The organism is Catellatospora methionotrophica (genome assembly GCF_011297335.1).
Classification (GTDB): Bacteria; Actinomycetota; Actinomycetes; order Mycobacteriales; family Micromonosporaceae; genus Catellatospora; species Catellatospora methionotrophica.
In genome coordinates, this window is record NZ_JAAOTJ010000034.1 from 1 (window position 1) to 15,956 (window position 15,956).

Annotated in this window: 12 protein-coding genes; 7 read left to right on the forward strand and 5 right to left on the reverse strand. The window is 70.2% G+C overall.

What is annotated here, in order from left to right; translation table 11 throughout:
- Positions 1-340: 340 nt before the first annotated feature.
- A complete protein-coding gene (locus tag HAV40_RS35925) occupies positions 341-829 on the forward strand; it encodes a hypothetical protein (RefSeq protein ID WP_166388769.1) in 489 nt (162 codons plus the stop codon).
- A gap of 58 nt (positions 830-887) precedes the next feature.
- Here the strand turns inward: HAV40_RS35925 and HAV40_RS35930 are convergent, their stop codons facing one another.
- Positions 888-2,150 carry an outer membrane protein assembly factor BamB family protein gene (locus HAV40_RS35930; RefSeq protein WP_166388770.1) on the reverse strand — a complete coding sequence of 421 codons (1,263 nt, stop codon included), beginning with the start codon at positions 2,148-2,150 and terminating at the stop codon, positions 888-890.
- 381 nt (positions 2,151-2,531) lie between these two features.
- Here HAV40_RS35930 and HAV40_RS35935 point away from each other — a divergent pair, with 381 nt between their 5' ends.
- Entirely contained in the window at positions 2,532-6,161 is a 3,630-nt protein-coding gene (locus tag HAV40_RS35935; protein ID WP_239086879.1) for a PKD domain-containing protein, read from the forward strand.
- Positions 6,162-6,266: 105 nt separating this feature from the next.
- On the opposite strand, the gene hisC is transcribed toward HAV40_RS35935, so the two are convergent.
- The 4 genes from hisC to hppD form a co-directional block, all read right to left on the reverse strand.
- Positions 6,267-7,334 (reverse strand): histidinol-phosphate transaminase, encoded by a 1,068-nt coding sequence (gene hisC, locus HAV40_RS35940; protein ID WP_166388772.1) that lies wholly within the window; start codon positions 7,332-7,334, stop codon positions 6,267-6,269.
- A complete protein-coding gene (locus tag HAV40_RS35945; protein ID WP_166388773.1) occupies positions 7,331-8,242 on the reverse strand; it encodes an RDD family protein in 912 nt (303 codons plus the stop codon). The genes hisC and HAV40_RS35945 overlap by 4 nt, the downstream gene beginning before the upstream one ends.
- A 9-nt stretch (positions 8,243-8,251) precedes the next feature.
- Complete coding sequence (locus HAV40_RS35950; protein ID WP_166388774.1) at positions 8,252-8,935, reverse strand: RDD family protein; 684 nt, start codon at positions 8,933-8,935, stop codon at positions 8,252-8,254.
- 100 nt (positions 8,936-9,035) lie between these two features.
- Complete coding sequence (gene hppD, locus HAV40_RS35955) at positions 9,036-10,205, reverse strand: 4-hydroxyphenylpyruvate dioxygenase (protein WP_166388775.1); 1,170 nt, start codon at positions 10,203-10,205, stop codon at positions 9,036-9,038.
- A 411-nt stretch (positions 10,206-10,616) separates the two neighbouring features.
- Here hppD and HAV40_RS35960 point away from each other — a divergent pair, with 411 nt between their 5' ends.
- From HAV40_RS35960 to HAV40_RS35980, 5 genes are read left to right on the forward strand one after another with little or no spacing between them, the layout of a single operon-like run.
- Positions 10,617-11,108, forward strand: coding sequence for an RNA polymerase sigma factor (locus HAV40_RS35960; RefSeq protein WP_166388776.1), 492 nt, complete (start codon positions 10,617-10,619; stop codon positions 11,106-11,108).
- Entirely contained in the window at positions 11,108-12,340 is a 1,233-nt protein-coding gene (locus tag HAV40_RS35965; protein WP_166388777.1) for a hypothetical protein, read from the forward strand. The genes HAV40_RS35960 and HAV40_RS35965 overlap by 1 nt, the downstream gene beginning before the upstream one ends.
- 31 nt (positions 12,341-12,371) lie before the next feature.
- On the forward strand, positions 12,372-12,851 hold the full coding sequence (locus tag HAV40_RS35970; protein ID WP_166388778.1) for an Lrp/AsnC family transcriptional regulator: 480 nt from the start codon (positions 12,372-12,374) through the stop codon (positions 12,849-12,851).
- Positions 12,852-12,898: 47 nt separating this feature from the next.
- Positions 12,899-14,218, forward strand: coding sequence for an outer membrane protein assembly factor BamB family protein (locus HAV40_RS35975; protein ID WP_166388779.1), 1,320 nt, complete (start codon positions 12,899-12,901; stop codon positions 14,216-14,218).
- Positions 14,219-14,249: 31 nt separating this feature from the next.
- Positions 14,250-15,923 carry a fumarate hydratase gene (locus HAV40_RS35980; protein WP_166388780.1) on the forward strand — a complete coding sequence of 558 codons (1,674 nt, stop codon included), beginning with the start codon at positions 14,250-14,252 and terminating at the stop codon, positions 15,921-15,923.
- Positions 15,924-15,956: the final 33 nt, after the last annotated feature.

Consider the following 15,956-nt stretch of genomic DNA (forward strand, 5'->3'; position numbering starts at 1 on the left):
TTCGCAGTTCAGGGCCCGACCAGCGATGGTCGGGCCCTGACGCGTATCACCACTTCCCCTATTCGGGCCCCCTATGCGGGGCCCTTTTTCGTGCCCGGCGAAAGCGCGATGATCGCCGTTTCGGGTCAAAAGGTGGGGTCCGGCCCCAGGTTTTGACCCGAAACAGCGATCAAGGCACCTGCGATCGCCTCGTCGTACCTCGGAAAGATCCGGAGTGCACCCAGGCGGTTGACGTGTTCGGGTTTGGGGCAGAATCTGCGGGACCCCGGTGCTCGGCCGGGACCAGATGTCGGTGTTCCGGAACCTCGTCCGGTCGCCGGCGGGGGAGGACCTGGATCGCATGAGTTATGAGTTGCAGGCCGTCATCGGCCCGGAGGAAGTCCTGCGTGCGGTAGCCGCGGAGCAGCCCGGGGCCGTCGTCGTCCCGCTACGCCAGGGCTTCGCCCTCATTCCGATGACGGATGAACTGTTCGACGCGGCCACGGACGGCAGCCGCGGGGACGGGCTGAGGTTCTGGAAGCTCCCCGGCGGGTTCGAGCAGGTTCTCGCCGACTGGTCCACGGCCGGTCCACTGGGTTACGTCGAGGCGGGGTACACGGGCGGCGTGGGCACCCAGCGCGCGGCACTGTGGTCGGGCGGAGAACTGGCCATCGGGCCGATGTTCGTCGACGTGAACGAGCCGTTCCCGGCGATCGGCAGTCCCATCTCGCAGGTCCTCGCACATCTGGGTGCGACGCGCCGTCGCCGGGACGCGGACGAGTTCGTGTCCGTGGGGCTGGACCGCTGCCGGGAGACCGACGCGTGGCTGGAGTTCGACAGCCAGCGGTGACGTCCCATCGCGCGTACGGTCGGCGAGGTCCGCGCCGCACTCAGGCAGCGCGGAGTGGTCAGGAAGCGGCCAGGAGGACAGGCCGGGGGCTGTAGTAATAGTCGTCGTCGGGGGCGGTCACCGGTGCCCCGGGCAGAGTGCGGACGAGCACCAGGTATCGGCCTGACGTGTGGAATCCGGCTACGTCGTAGGCGGTTTCGGGCTCGTAGTAGAGCTGCAGGGACGTGCGGGACAGTTCCTTGCCGGACTCGGCGCTGACCGCGATGAGCGTGTGGTCGGGCGTGAGCAGGAGCACCCGGTCCCCGGAGGCGGTCAGCAGGCGCGGCGGCGGTGTGGTGTCACCGGCTGCGGGCTGCCAATTCCAGCGGATGTCCCCGGTACGGGGGTCACGGCCGTCGAGCCGGGTGACCGCGGCGGGGTCCGGTGCGGTGGCGGCGATCCCGCCCGCGAGGACCGCGCCGGGTGTCGCCAGCGGCGGCGACGGGTCGGCGGCGAGGCCGGTGAGCAGGAGTCCTTCGGCTGCGGGGGCGGTGAGGCGTATGCCCTGGCAGCGGGAGTGGCCGACGGCGCAGGTCACCGGTTCGACCGCGGTGACGCCGCTACCCAGGTCGGGCAGGCCCGTGCCGGTGCCGGTGTCGAGGCGCCGCACGGTGTCGGTGCAGGTGTCGTGTACCAGGTACTGCTGTGCCGAGGTGAGGTCGTCGCCGCGGCAGTCCGGTGCGGCGGGCGCGGGCTGCTGCCAGCGTCGCGCCCCAGTGCCGGGGTCGTAGGCGGTGACGTGGGCGGGTCCGGCGAGCACGACGGCGCCGTCCGTGGTGAACAGGCCTGGTGGCTGGTAGACGGTCGACGCGCCGGTGCGGCGGCCGGTGTACGCGTCGCCGAGGGTTTCAGCACGCTGCTGCCAGGCGATCTCACCGGTGCGGGCGTCGGTGCCGACGAGTTCGCCGTCGGACCACGAGCTCACCACGACCGGGTGGTCGCCGCCGACCGCGACGACACCGACCAGCTGGGCCGGCCAGCGGCGCAGTGACCAGAGCGCGCTGCGCTCGTACTTGAAGTTCGGCGGGGCGTCGGCCCAGACCTGCCGTTTGGTGGCGTACACCCGGATCCGGTCGTCGAGCACGAGCGGGGCCGAGACCAGGACGCCGATCGGGCCAGGGGCGGGGATGACCGGTCCGGGGTAGGGCTTGCGGGCCGGGGTGACGACCTCGGCCGGGCCGAGCACGCGCCAGGCCACCAGCCCGGCGGCTGCCAGCAGCGCCACCGAGACTGCGCCGATCACCGCGAGCCGTGCGCCGCGGGGCAGGGTCCGCCACCTCATAGCTGCACCCTATTACGGCGGCCCGAAAGCCTTCCGACGGCGTTCGGGCAGGTGACGGCATGGTGGCCAGGGTCACTCGCGGGGGCATGTCGTAAGTGCGACTGCGGAATCAATCCATACCGAGGGAAATACGTATCCCCAGGTCAGGGCGGTGTTGATTTCGGCGTCGGACGTGGGTTCCGGTAGTCATTGCCCACTCGGACCATCGGATGAGGCGAAGAGGCCATTCCGGACCGTGGGCGGCCCTGAGAGGGTGCTCTCTAGGCTTCCGGGGGAGGCTGTACTTCCACCTGGGTTTGGGGATTCTGAATGCGTGGGGGATCAACCGTGCGCACACGCAAAGGCGTGGCAACCGTAGTCACAGCTTCGTTACTCGGAGCTATGTCCATTGTGGGCGCGGTCTTCGTGACCGCCTCCTCCGTTTCGGCGGCACAGCCGAAACCCAATCACACCAAGATCGTCCCGGACGTCCCGCGGACCAACACTCCGCGCATCACCTCCGGTGAGATCACCGACATCGCCTACGTCGGCAGCCGGGTCTTCATCGCCGGCACGTTCACCTCGGCGCGCAACAACACGACGACGAACACCGCGGTCGTCAACCAGGCCAGCCTGCTGGCCTTCAACATCGACACCGGCCTGATCGACACCACCTTCAAGCCGGTCTTCGCCGGCGGTGGGGTCACCGAGGTCGAGGCGTCGCCGGACGGCACCAAGCTGTTCGTCGCCGGGCGCTTCAACACCATCAACGGTGTCGCCAAGAGGAAGTTCGCGTCGCTGAACCTGACCACGGGCGCGCCGATCGCCGGATTCACCGCCAACGCCAACGGCGCGGGCACCGCGATCGAGGCCACCAACACGACGGTGTTCCTGGGCGGGCAGTTCACGCTCATCAACAACACCGCGCGGGTCGGCCTGGCCGCCGTGAACGCGACCACCGGCGCGCTGGTGACCGGCTTCAACAACAACCTGTCCGGCGGCATCGGCGTCGACGGCGCGCTGACCGTGCAGGCCCTGGTGCTCACGCACGACGACACCAAGCTGCTGGTCGTGCACACCGCGCGCAAGATCGCTAACCAGGACCGCTACGGCGTGGGCCTGATCGACACCACGAACAACCAGCTGCTGCCCTGGCGCACCCGGCTGTGGGAGGACAACCTCCAGTTCGTCGGCGGCATCCAGCGCATCTACGCGGGCGACATCGCCCCGAACGACCAGTTCTTCGTGGTGACGAGCGGTTCGGGCGGCGACCGGCCGCCGATCAACGACACCGCCATCGCCTTCCCGATCGCGGGCAGCGACCTGGTCCAGCCGCAGTGGATCTCGCGGGCGTTCGACAGCCTGTACTCGGTCGCCGTCACGGAGAACGCCGTGTACATCGGCGGCCACTTCTCCTGGAACGAGTCGCAGACCTCGCCGGACCCGTGGCCGGGTCTGGACGACGTCGGCTACGGCACCGGCCAGGGCCTGAGCGGCTACGGCCTGGGCGACGCGGTGGTCCGCCGCGACCACATCGGCGCGCTGGACCCGACCAACGGCAAGGCCATCGAGTGGAACCCCGGTTCGAACTCGTACGAGGGCAACAAGGCGATGCTGGCCACCCCGCGTGGTCTGTTCGCCGGTGGTGACGCGACGACCCAGGGCGGCTACAACGTCGGCCGGGTCGCGTTCTACGACTTCAACTCGATCCCGGCGGCCTCGCCGTACGACACGACGGTCACCGCGCCGATCGAGGGCCAGGTCAAGCCGGCCGGTCAGCAGTTCACCATCACGGGTTCGGCGACCGCGACGGGCAACTCGCTCAAGCGGGTCCAGGTCGAGATCGTCGACATGGACAGCAACCGCTACCTGCAGCCCGACCTCACCACGTGGGGCTCGGCCGCGATCATCAACACCAACCTGGCGTCGCCGAACACGGCCGCGAGCAGCTGGTCGCTGCCCGTGACCATCACCGGCAACCGCCGGATCAAGGTGCTGGCGAAGTCGTTCGCGAACAACGGCAGCAGCGACGCGACCAAGGCGGTCAAGAAGTTCGAGACGTTCAGCCTCGACGACCGCCCGCCGACGGCGTCGATCACCGGCCCGTCGGGCAGCGTCGTCCCGTCGACCACGTTCACCGTCACCGGCACCGCGACCGACGACAAGGGCGTGCAGTCGATCGGCTACACGATGCGCGACGCCAACAACCGGTACCTGCAGGACGACGGCTCCGTGGCCAGCACGTTCAACACGTTCCGGATCGACCCGGACGTCGTGGGCGGCCTGACCACCACCTGGTCGACCGAGATCACGGTGCCCTACGAGGGTGAGTGGAAGATCCAGGTCACCCCGTCGGACAGCACCCAGTCCTCGCTCGACACCACGGACCGCACCTGGATCATCAGCTCGACCGGCATCGCGCCGTCGGTGAAGATCACCGCGCCTGCGGTGATGAACCCGCCGACCGCGACGGCGCCACTGACCGTGGCACCGGGTGGACAGCTGACGTTCAGCGGCACCGCCACCGACGACCAGAACCTCAACTTCGTCGAGATCCAGCTGCGCAACAGCACCACGCGCGAGAACCTGGCCTCCGACGGCACCTGGGGCACCGACGTGCAGGCAGGCTGGTTCCGGGTCTCCCCGCCCAACCTGAACGCCACGTCGCTGAACTGGTCGTACACCACGCCGTTCAACCTGAAGCCGGGCGCTTACTCGTTCTCGGTCAAGGCCGCGGACGACCTGGGCCTGGAGACCTCCAGCGCCAACCAGGGCAAGCTGACGATCAACGCGCAGATCCCCGGCGACAACCCGCCGAACGGTCTGCTCACCGTCACCGGCAACCAGACCGCCAGCGTGCTGCACCTGGACCTGGCCGGCACCTCGACCGACGACTTCGGCGTCGCGAGCGTCAAGGTCGCCATCCGGGAGCTGGACAGCAGCCGTTACCTGCAGGCCAACGGCACGCTCAGTGCCGCGTTCGCGACCCGCGACGCGGTGCTGGCCACGCCGAACGGCACCAGCAGCACCTGGACGCTGTCCACCGACCTGCCCGTGCAGGGCCGGTACTCGGTGACGGCGTACGCGTACGACACCGTGGGTCAGCAGGACACCTCGACCAGCGGTGCGACGGCGACGTACACCATCTACCCGGGTGACCTGCCGCCGGTCGTGTCGACCACCCTGCTGCAGCCGGCGAACGGCGCGGTCTTCACCGACGCGCGCATCTTCGTCAGCGGCCGGGTCGAGGACGACCAGCAGATCGCCGAGGCGCAGGTGGCGATCGTGGACAGCGCGGGCCGCTACATGAGCTCGTCCGGCACGTTCACGTCCACGTCGGCCAGCTGGCGGGGCGCGTTCCTGAACTCGCCCGGCTCGCCCGGCTCGAACTACTCGTACACCACCCCGGCGATCCCGGCCGGGACGTACACGGTCAAGGTCCGCGGTATCGACCAGCACGGGTTCGCCACGAACCCGTCGGTGGACGTCACCGTGACCGTCCAGGTGCCGCCGAACGTCGCTCCGGTCGCCAACTTCACGGCGTCCTGTGCGGCCAACGTCTGCACCTTCGACGGCCGCACCTCGACCGACGAGAACACCCCGGCGCTGACGTACTCCTGGAACTTCGGCCAGGGCTCCGGCTCCGGCGCGGTGGCCACCAGGACCTACACCTCGGCGGGCACGTTCAACGTGGTGCTGACGGTCAAGGACGAGTACGGCCTGACGGCGACGAAGACCCTGCCGGTGACCATCACGGAGCCCGCGGGCAACGTGGCGCCGACGCCGGTCATCAACACGCCGTCGTGCACGCTGCTGGTGTGCAACATCTCCGGCGTCGGGTCCGCGGACCCGAACACCGGCGACACGTTCACCTACAGCTGGAACTTCGGTGACGGCACCCCGACGAGCACCTCGTCGGCGCCGGCCCACACGTTCCCGGCTGCGGGCACGTACACGCTGACCCTCACCGTCACCGACGGCTGGGGCAAGGCGGCCAGCACGACCCGGCAGGTCACCGTCGCCGCTGCGTGACAGGTGAATCTCCCCGCCGGGCCTGACGGTCCGGCGGGGAGCGCCGACAGACGAAAAGACCGCCGCCGGCCCTCGGGCCGGCGGCGGTCTTTTCGTGCGTACAGGTCAGGCGAAGTACTTGTCGGCGGCGCGCAGCAGCGCGTCGTTCTCCTCGGCGGTGCCGATGGTGACCCGCACCCCGTCCCCCGCGAACGGGCGCACGATGACGCCCTCGGCCTCGCAGGCCTGCGCGAACGCCACCGAGCGCTCGCCCAGCGGCAGCCACACGAAGTTGGCCTGGCTGGCGGGCACTCCCGGCAGCAGCTTCGCCAGCGCGATCTCCACCCGGTCGCGCTCGGCGATGACCAGGTCGCACCGGCGGCGCATCTCCTCCTCGGCGTCCAGCGCGGCCAGTGCCGCGGCCTGGGCCGCCATGCTGGTGGAGAACGGGGTGACGACCTTGCGGACCGCAGCGGCCACCTCAGGGTGCGCGACGAGGTAACCGATGCGCAGCCCGGCCAGCCCCCACGCCTTGCTCAGGGTGCGCAGCACCGCGATGTTGGGCCGGTCGCCGTAGACCTCGACGCCGTCGGGCACGTTCGGGTCGGTGACGAACTCCTTGTACGCCTCGTCCAGCACGACGAGCACGTCGTCGGGCACGGCGTCGAGGAACTCGTCCAGCTCGGCCTTGCGTACGCTGGTGCCGGTCGGGTTGTTCGGGTTGCAGACCAGGATGAGCCGGGTGCGGTCGGTGATCGCGGCGGCCATCGCGGCCAGGTCGTGGCCGTGCTCGGCGGTGTTCGGCACGCGCACCGAGGTCGCCGCGGTGGTCGCCGCGATGATCGGGTACGCCTCGAAGGACCGCCAGGAGTACAGCAGCTCGTCGCCGGGCAGGCAGGTGGCCCGCACCAGGTGCTCGGCGAGCGCGACGGAGCCGCAGCCGGTGACCACGCGCTCGGCGGGCACGCCCAGGCGCTCGGCGAACTTGTCGCGCAGCACGCCCACACCCATGTCGGGGTAGCGGTGCACGTTGGCGGCGGCGTCGGCGACGGCCTCGACCACGCCGGGCAGCGGCCCGTACGGCACCTCGTTGCTGGCCAGCTTGATCGCGCCGGGCACGGAGCGGCCGGGCACGTAGTTCGGCAGAGCGTCCAGGTCGGCCCTGGTCAGGCCGCGTTGCGGTCGTTCGCTCACGGTGTGCCTCTCTTCTCGGTACGGACCGGGTCGGGCAGGCGCACCACGTAGGTGCCCGCCGAACGGTCATGCCAGGCCATGCGCTGCTGGCGGTCGAACAGGATGAAAATGACATCGACCATCTGCAGTATGACGAAACAGGGGCCGCAGCAGGAGAGCAGCAGCAGCGGCATGGCCAGCGGGCTCCACCGCCGCCAGGCCCGGCCGGTGCCGAGCGGGTCCAGGTTGTCGGCCCGTACGACCTTGATGCGGGCGAGTCTCTTGCCCAGTGTCTGCCCGGTGTGCGCGGTCGCCGGCACCTCGTAGGCGAACCACAGCGCGAGCGCGAGCAGGACGATGACCAGTAGTAGGGCGTCCATCTGCGCCGGGCGTTCCATGTCCAGCGGCAGCTGCCCGGTCTCCAGGTACTTGTTGCTGATGGACTGCGCGAACGGCACGTACGCCTTCAGGAACAGGTAGATGAACCAGCCGTTGACGACGGCGTTGAGCAGCAGCAGCACGACCGTGTCGATGATTCGGGCGACCAGCCGGGCACCCGGGGTGGCCAGCGGCAGGCCGTGCGGGCGCACCGGGGGCTGCGGCACCGGGTGCGGCCAGCCGGGCGGCAGCGGGCGCATGCCGGGGCCGGGCTGGGGCGCACCCGGCGGCATGCCCCCGGTCGGGATGCCGGAGGGCGGGAACACCGGCGGCACGACGCCGTCCCGGGCGGCGCTGACCTGCTGTGCCGGGTGCCCGGTGGGCGTCGGCGGGGCGGGTGGCGGCGGAGGTGGGGGCGGCGGCGCGGCGGGCGGCCCGTCCGGTGGCGTCGCGTCGGCGGGCAGGGGCGCGCCGAGCCAGCCCTCGCCGTCCCAGTACCGCTGCGTGCTGGGGTCGGCGGGGTCCTTGTACCACCCAGGACTGATCGTCATGACTGCTATTTAACCGACCTTCACCACGACGGTCTGCGCCGCCTTGTCATGAAGGCATTGTTGAAGTGGTTTGTCCCACAGCTGCCAGAGCCCGTCGAGGTAGCTGAACATCGGTATGAAGACGCCTCCGACCCGCTCGACGGCCCAGCGCTTGGTCAGGTCGCCGCGGGTCAGCGCCTGTCCCGGCTGCACCTTGACCACGCGGAGCTTGAGCACCCGCTTGCCGACGGTCTCGCCGCCCCTGCGCAGCTGGTATTCGACCAGGTACAGGTAGGTGACCAGCATGTTGCCGACGAAGAAGGCGACGAACACCACGAACATCGTGCTGAAGAAGCGTAGGAACGCGTCGAGGTCGGGTTCGCCGTAGGCGTCGGTGAAACCGGGGCTCGGGTCGTTCCAGCCGACCACCGTGAACATCAACACGATCACCATCGGGACCGTGAAGATCATGGCGATGGCGCTGACGATGAGGCCGTCCAGGAGGTATGCGAGCAGGCGGTCGCCGAAGCGGGCCAGTGGCTGCCCGTTGGGCGCGAGCGGCACGGGGATGAACGAGCGCGCTCCCGGCGGCGGGGGCGGGGGCACCCAGCCGGTGGGCTGGCCGGCCCACGGTCCGGGCTGGCCCTGCGGCGGGACCGGGCCGCGCAGGTGCGCCGGGTCGGCCGGCGGTGGAGGCGAAGAGGGGGAGGTCATGCGCGACATCCTTCCATGTCCTCGCAGCCGTCACGGGGCTGATAGCAGGGGCACCTGCCTCGGCATACGCTCCGGCAGGCGCCCCTGTGTCATGCCGCGGTCAGAGGTTGCCGCGGGTGTCCTGCTCGCGCTCGATCGCCTCGAACAGGGCCTTGAAGTTGCCCTTGCCGAAGCCGAGCGAGCCGTGCCGCTCGATGAGCTCGAAGAACACCGTCGGGCGGTCCTGGACCGGCTTGGTGAAGATCTGCAGCAGGTAGCCGTCCTCGTCCCGGTCGACCAGGATCTTGCGCTTCTTCAGCTCCTCGATGGGGGCGCGTACGTTGCCGATGCGGGCCCGCAGCTCCGGGTCGTCGTAGTACGAGTCGGGGGTGGCCAGGAACTCCACACCGGCGGCCCGCATCGCGTCCACGGTGGCCAGGATGTCGTTGGTGGCCAGCGCGATGTGCTGCGCGCCCGGACCGCCGTAGAACTCCAGGTACTCGTCGATCTGCGACTTCTTCTTCGCGATCGCGGGCTCGTTGAGCGGGAACTTCACCTTGCGGGTGCCGTTGGCGACGACCTTGCTCATCAGCGCGCTGTAGTCGGTGGCGATGTCGTCGCCGATGAACTCGGCCATGTTCGTGAAGCCCATGACGCGGTGGTAGAACTCCACCCACTCGTCCATCCGGCCCAGCTCGACGTTGCCGACCACGTGGTCGACGGCCTGGAAGAAGCGCTTGGGTGAGCCCGCCTCGACGGCGGCGGAGCGGTCCACGAGCGGCTCGCGGGCCACGAAACCGGGCTCGAACGGGCCGGTGTAGCCCGAGCGGTCGAGCAGCGTGTGCCGGGTCTCGCCGTAGGTGGCGATGGCCGCGATGCGCACGGTGCCGTGCTCGTCCTTCTCGTCGTACGGCTCCTGCAGGCCGCGCGCGCCGTGCGCCACCGCGTAGGCGTACGCGGCGTCGACGTCGGGGACCTCCAGGGCGATGTCGGTGACGCCGTCGCCGTGGCGGCCGTGGTGGTCCGCGCCGGGTGCCGCCGCGTGCACCGCGCCGCGCAGCACGAACCTGGCGCTGCCCGAGGTCAGCACGTACTCGGCGTAGTCGCGGAAGCCCTGCTCCGGGCCGCGGTAGGCGACCAGGGTCATGCCGAACGCGGTGGAGTAGTAGTGCGCCGCCTGCCGGGCGTTGCCCACCAGGAAGGCGATGTGGTCGACGCCCTTCACGGGGAACGGGTCAGTCGTCTGCTCCGGCGACGCGTGGGTGGCGGCCGGGTGCGCTACAGCGGTCATGCGCAAAGATTTACCCAGCGCGGTGACCTGGGCAACTGTCTCGTCAATCACTGATCAGAATGCGCAGAACGACTGGTGCTCTGCCGGTATCGCTATACAACTTGCCTACCGCGGGCGAAGGAAGGGCACCTTCCCATCGCCAGACGACGTGGAAGGTGCCCTTCCTAACGTTGGGCAAGTGCATGATCACTGTTTCGTGTCAAAAGGTCGGGTGAAACCGCAGCTCTTGGCCCGAAACAGCGATCATGGCGGGGAGGTTGCCCACAGTGCACCAAAGCGCTCCAGGCGCGCTCGGGCGGCCTACGGGGAGGGCGATAAGGGTGGCCGCTGCGCAGTTATCGGATCGTTATCAAGGCTTGTCATGCTCGGGCGGCTCTCGGGCGTATCCCCGGTGACAAGGGGAGACGGGGCATGGACGACTTCGCTGACTTCTACCTCAGCGGCAAGGACGCGGTGTTCCGCGCCGTGCTCGCGGCGGGCGGTGACCGCGCGGGCGCCGAGGACGCCGTGGCCGAGGCGTACGCCCGCGCGTATGCGCGCTGGGAGACGGTGCGCGTCCACCCCAACCCCACCGCCTGGGTGCTCCGCGTCGCGTTCAACGTACGGCGCTCGGTCTGGCGGCGGCTGCGCCGGAAGGTGCTCGGCGATCCGCCGGATCGGGTGACCGCCGCCACCGAGCCCGGCGGTGGACTGCGCCGGGAACTCGCCACGCTGCCCCGCCGCCAGCGCGAGGTCGTCGCACTGCGGCTGCTCGCCGACCTCAGTGTCGCCGAGACCGCCGAACTGCTCGGCGTCAGCGAGGGCACCGTCACCACTCACCTGCATCGGGCGCTCGCCGGATTGCGCCACCAGATCGATCCGGCTGGCCTGACGGCCCTGCGGCCCACCACGGAGGTGGCGTGATGACCATCGACGACCTGCGCCGACAGCTGGCCGATGCGTACGGACAGGAGCGTTTCACCATGACCGTGGCGGACATCGAACGACGCCGTGCACGTGTCCGCCGCCGCTTGACAGCCTGGGCGGTCACCGGTGCGGTGGTGCTGCTCGCGGCTGGTCTCGTGGCCTGGCCATCGGGGCGACCCGGTCGGGTGGAGCCTGCGGCGACGCCGAGCGCATCGGCCGGTGGGACGCCCGCGTGGCGGGCCGGGTTCGCCGCCGCCTGTGCGCAGAAATGGGCAGCGCTGGACCACAGCAGCCTGCGGTCGGAGGACCAGGCCGGGTTGCCGCCCCTGCTCGTCGAGCAGTTCGACGGCGAGCTGGGCATTCGGTTCTACGGCAACGACTGGCTGACCGTCCAGTGCCAGCGCACCGTTCGTGAGGTGACGACCACGACTTCACGGTCTGCCCACAACACCCGAAACTGGCTGTCCAGCAGTGGCAACGACGTCTTCTACATCGGCTCGTTCCAAGGACGCACGCTCGGCTCGGAGGCCGGTCCGCAGCCTGACGCGACCGAGCTGGTCGGTGACTACCTGGTCGGCGGGGTGCCCGGCGGGGCGACCGCCATCACTGCCGTCGCACCTGACGGGAGGCGGTTCCGAGCGCAGTTCGGCGGCGGCTACTTCCTGGTGTGGGCTCCCCAGGGCGGTCTGCAGGACGCCGTGGTGCAGGCCGACGTGGGCGGGGTGGAGATCCTCGCCGCTGGCGGCTCCCCCCTGCCGGGTGGCTACGACGAGCGGTCGTTGGACCAGGCGTGCCGGGACGAGCTGGCGACCGCGTTCGCGGCGGCGGGTCCCGTCACCGCGCCACCCAGGCGGTTCGTGCTGCGCGGCGGCGGACGATCACTGCACCTCTACGGCTCGGCGAACACCGTCGTCGCCTGTACCCACCACGACGACGTGGTCCGTGCGGTCGTGACGCGCCTGAGCAGATATGCATCGGTTTCGGCTTGGCCGCAGATGAAGTACTTCGTCGACTCGACGGCGAGCTCGGGCTGGCTGTTCGGGGTCGCCCCCGCCGGTGCGACCGGCGGCACGGTCACGCTTGCCGGTGGCCGCAAGGTGCCCCTTGACATGTCGCAGGGCTGGTTCGCCGGACAGTGGACGACCCGGTCCGGTGGCGAGCGGCCGGTGAGGGTCGACGTCGCCGTGGACGGGAAGGTGGTCTCCGCGGCGCTGAACGGCGCTGGGTGACCCGCCTTACCTCCGGTGACATGATGGGCGCGTGACGCCCACCGTGGACGAGCTGGACGTGAAGCTGGTCGAACTGCTGGCGGCCGAGCCGCGGATCGGCGTGCTGGAGGCCTCGCGCCGCCTGAAGGTGGCGCGGGGCACCGTGCAGGCCCGGCTGGACCGGCTCGTGGCGCGCGGCGTCATCAAGGGCTTCGGGCCGGAGTTGGACCCGGCGGCGCTCGGCTACGGCGTCACCGCGTTCATCACGCTGGAGATCCGGCAGAGCGGCGGCCACGACCCGGTCGCCGCGCACCTGTCGACGATCCCCGAGGTGCTGGAGGCGTACACCATTACCGGCGGCGGGGACCTGCTCTGCCGGATCGTCGCCCGGTCCAATGCCGACCTGCAGCGGGTCATCGACGAGATCGTGTCGTACGACGGGATTCTGCGCGCGTCCACGCTGATCGCGCTGGCCGAGCAGCTGCCCTACCGGACCCTGCCGCTGGTGGGGAAAGCCGCCCGACACGGGTGAATCGGACAGTCACTCACGTTTGAGGTTTTCGTGACTACGCTGGCCCGATGGCTCAGGGGAGGGCTGGCGCAGGCTGGCTCGTGGCAGTGGCCGTGGCGCTGACCGTGCTCGTGAGCACCGGCGTCTGGAACCCGTTCCCTGACCTCTGGACCTGGATCAACACGAGCGGCCCGGTCGCCGATCCGATCCCGCGCTGGCAGGAGCGGCTGGGCGGCAGCCCGCAGACGGTCACGCTGACCGACGACTTCGTCGTCGTCGAGCACCGGGACTCGGTCGAGGCGCTGAGCCGGTTCACCGGGCGGCGCAACTTCGCCACCGAGGCGGACTGGGCGGCGGTCGCCGGGACTCCCGACAAGCCGGTCATCGTCGCCGGGAAGCTGCTGGTCAAGGGCTACCAGGTGCTCGACCCGCGCAGCGGCACGGTGATGTGGCGGGACGAGGAGGCCTCGGCCGTCTGGACGTACCGTGACGAGGTCGTGGACGTGGCGTGCCGTACGCCCAAGGATTGCGAGGTGTCGGGGCGCACTCCCGCGACCGGCAAGAGGGTCTGGTCCACCGGGCTGCCGGGCATGGGTTTCGTGCTGTTCGCCGACAATCCCGAGCTGCTGGGCACCACGCCGATCGAGTCGGACCGGATCGCCGAGCGACACGAGCCCGGCACCCGCCCGGAGCTGCTGGCCTTCCCGATAGACGGCAAGGTGTACGTCGTCGACCCGCGCCGGTCGGAGGCGCGCCTGGACCCCTCGCTGGAGCCGGGCCGCCGTGACCGGATCACCGTGGCGGGCGGGCGGATCCTGCGCAGCAGCGCGACCCCGCGCGACGGCGGCTGCGATGTCACCGTCACCGCCCTCGACGCGGTGAGCAGGCAGCGGGTGTGGCATCTGCCCGCCGGGCAGCACCTGCGCACCTTCGACGGCGGCTCCTGCGACCAGCGCCGCCTGCCCACGGGCACCGACAGCGTGCTTGTCGGATTGACGATCGACGGCAGGGAGCAGCTGGTCGAGGCGGGCTTCGGCGAGCAGGTGCTGCTGTGCGCCCCGGGCGAGCACATCGTCGGGGTCACCGGTGGGCTGGCGCTGGTGCGCTCGGCCGACGGCCGCAGGCTGAGCGCGGTGGTGCCGGACGGCCGGAACCCGGCCAAACCCAAGGCGCTGTGGCACCGCAAGACCAGCCCGGAGGCGTCGGCCGCGCTGCGGGGCAGCGTCGTGGTGGTCTCCGACCGGGGCCCCAACCGGGTGATCGTGCTGAACCCGGAGGACGGCAAGGTCCGCAAGGAGGTCAAGTCCGACGCCGACGTGCTCGCCGCCGACGACAAGGGCCTGCTGTTGGGGCAGCGGCGTGATCTCGGTTACCTCCCGTTCGATTAGCCAGGGCGCGAATTCTGCGGCCCGAAGGCACATGAGTACCCTTTTTCGCGTGACTGACTTCGCCTACTCCTCGCTGCTGCCCCTGGGCGCGGACACCACCGACTACCGCCTGGTCACCGACGAGGGCGTCGACGTCGTCAGCGGGCCGGGTGGGCGCAAGTTCCTCACCGTCGAGCCGGAGATCTTCACCCAGCTCACCGCTGAGGCGATGCACGACATCGCGCACTACCTGCGCCCGGCCCACCTGGCCCAGCTCACGTCGATCATCGACGACCCGCTGTCGTCGCCGAACGACCGCTTCGTGGCCAAGGACCTGCTCAAGAACGCGAACATCGCGGCCGGTGGCGTGCTGCCGATGTGCCAGGACACCGGCACCGCGATCGTGATGGGCAAACGCGGCCGCCACGTGCTGACCGACGGCAACGACGAGGCCAACATCGCCCGCGGCGTGTACGAGGCGTACACCAGCCTCAACCTGCGCTACTCGCAGCTCGCGCCGCTGACCACGTGGGACGAGCGCAACACCGGCACCAACCTGCCCGCCCAGATCGAGCTGTACGCCGAGGACCCGGACGGGCACCCGGACGCGTACAAGTTCCTGTTCATGGCCAAGGGCGGCGGCAGCGCCAACAAGTCGTACCTCTACCAGGAGACGAAGGCGCTGCTCAACCCCACCTCGTTCATGCGGTTCCTGGACGAGAAGCTGCGCCTGATCGGCACCAGCGCCTGCCCGCCGTACCACCTGGCGATCGTCATCGGCGGCACGTCCGCCGAGCACGCGCTCAAGACCGCGAAGCTGGCCTCGGCGAAGTACCTGGACAACCTGCCCGCCTCGGGCTCGATGCTGGCGCACGGGTTCCGCGACGTCGCGCTGGAGGCCGAGGTCCTGGAGCTGACCCGCAACTTCGGCATCGGCGCGCAGTTCGGCGGCCGCTACTTCTGCCACGACGTGCGCGTCATCCGGCTGCCCCGGCACGGCGCGTCGTGCCCGGTCGCCATCGCGGTCTCCTGCTCCGCCGACCGCCAGGCCGTCGCCAAGATCACCCCTTCCGGCGTATGGCTGGAGCGCCTGGAGACCGACCCGGCCCGTTACCTGCCCGAGGTCACCGCCGAGGACGTCTCCGACGAGGTCGTCAAGATCGACCTCAACCGCCCGATGGCCGAGATCCGCGCCGAGCTCGCCCAGCACCCGGTGAAGACCCGGCTGTCGCTGTCCGGCCCGCTCGTCGTCGCCCGCGACATCGCCCACGCGAAGATCGCCGAACGCCTCGACGCCGGTGAGCCCATGCCGCAGTACCTGCGCGACCACGCCGTCTACTACGCCGGCCCGGCGAAGACCCCCGAGGGCTACGCGTCCGGCTCCTTCGGCCCGACCACCGCCGGGCGCATGGACGCCTACGTGGAGAAGTTCCAGGCCGCCGGGGGCTCGTACGTGATGCTCGCCAAGGGCAACCGCAGCAGCCAGGTCACCAAGGCCTGCCAGGCGTACGGCGGCTTCTACCTCGGCTCCATCGGCGGCCCCGCCGCCCGCCTCGCCCAGGACTGCATCAAGAAGGTGGAAGTCCTGGAGTACGCCGAACTCGGCATGGAAGCCGTCTGGAAGATCGAGGTCGAGGACTTCCCCGCCTTCATCGTCGTCGACGACAAGGGCAACGACTTCTTCGCCGAAACCCTCCAACCCACCCTCACCATCACCCGCCGCTGACGCGGCCCGCGTCGCCGGACCCCGCCCCTCCTT